A 994-nucleotide genomic window follows, 5' to 3' on the forward strand; every position below is an offset into this window, starting at 1 on the left:
TTGTCACTGTTAAAATTTAACCAGTTTGGGCGGTAAGAATGAATTGTGTCTCGTATTCCAGCAGAAAGAAAAGAAGCCATATTGAAGAAGCTACTGCCTCCATATTCAATGTCAGTAAGCCAGTTGTCAAAAGAGGAAGGCATTAGCACCGCGACCCTGTATCATTGGCGGCAGCAACTCAGACGTTCAGGAGCCGCAGTGCCAAATAGCAACACTTCATCAGAGCAGTGGTCTGCTCAAACTAAACTCGCCATCATCGCCGAGACCTACTCAATGACAGAGAGTGAACTCAGCCAATACTGTCGTGAAAAAGGTCTGTTTCCAGAGCAAGTCCAAAGCTGGCGCAGCGAATGTATGCAAGGGTTTATGTCGAGTAAAGAGCGGGAAGCGGAAGCAAAGAAACAGGCCAAAGCGGATAAGCTTGAAATCAAAGAGCTTAAGAAGGAGTTACGCCATAAAGAAAAGGCGCTCGCTGAAACTGCTGCCCTGCTGGTTCTACGAAAAAAGCTCAGAGCCTTTTACGGGGAAGAGCCAGAGGACGACTAACCTCAACCGATGAAAGGCAGCACCTGATAGCTCTTATTCACGATGCCAAGCAAAATGGCTGCCGCTTAGAGCAGGCTTGTCATGAGGTGCAAATTGACCTGAGAACCTATCGTCGATGGTATCAACAAGGAGAGGTTCAAGCAGATAAAAGGCCGACCTGTGCCAGGCCAGAGCCAGCTAACAAGCTCTCGCAGCAAGAGCGTGATGCGATTATCGAAGTGTGTAACCGCCCAGAGTTCGCGAGCTTACCTCCGACTCAAATCGTACCGACACTGCTTGATAAAGGGGAATATATCGCCTCAGAGTCGAGCTATTATCGGGTACTGAGTGYACAAGGACAACTTCACAACCGAGGCCGTCAGAGGAGTAGACAAAAGCAAGCGAAGCCAACGAGTTATACGGCGACAGGCTCGAATCAAGTCTACACATGGGATATCACTTACTTACC

At 48.5% G+C, this 994-nt stretch carries 1 protein-coding gene and 1 pseudogene; both read left to right on the forward strand.

From position 1 onward, the window contains the following. Positions 1-45 precede the first annotated feature (45 nt). The gene (locus ELS82_RS25300) at positions 46-546 is read left to right on the forward strand and encodes a transposase (RefSeq protein ID WP_134837801.1); all 501 of its coding nucleotides are present in this window, start codon (positions 46-48) and stop codon (positions 544-546) included. A gap of 86 nt (positions 547-632) precedes the next feature. Then, positions 633-994, forward strand: a pseudogene (locus ELS82_RS25305) (helix-turn-helix domain-containing protein); the annotation flags it as partial.

It is taken from the genome of Vibrio ouci (assembly GCF_004551525.1).
Classification (GTDB): domain Bacteria; phylum Pseudomonadota; class Gammaproteobacteria; order Enterobacterales; family Vibrionaceae; genus Vibrio; species Vibrio ouci.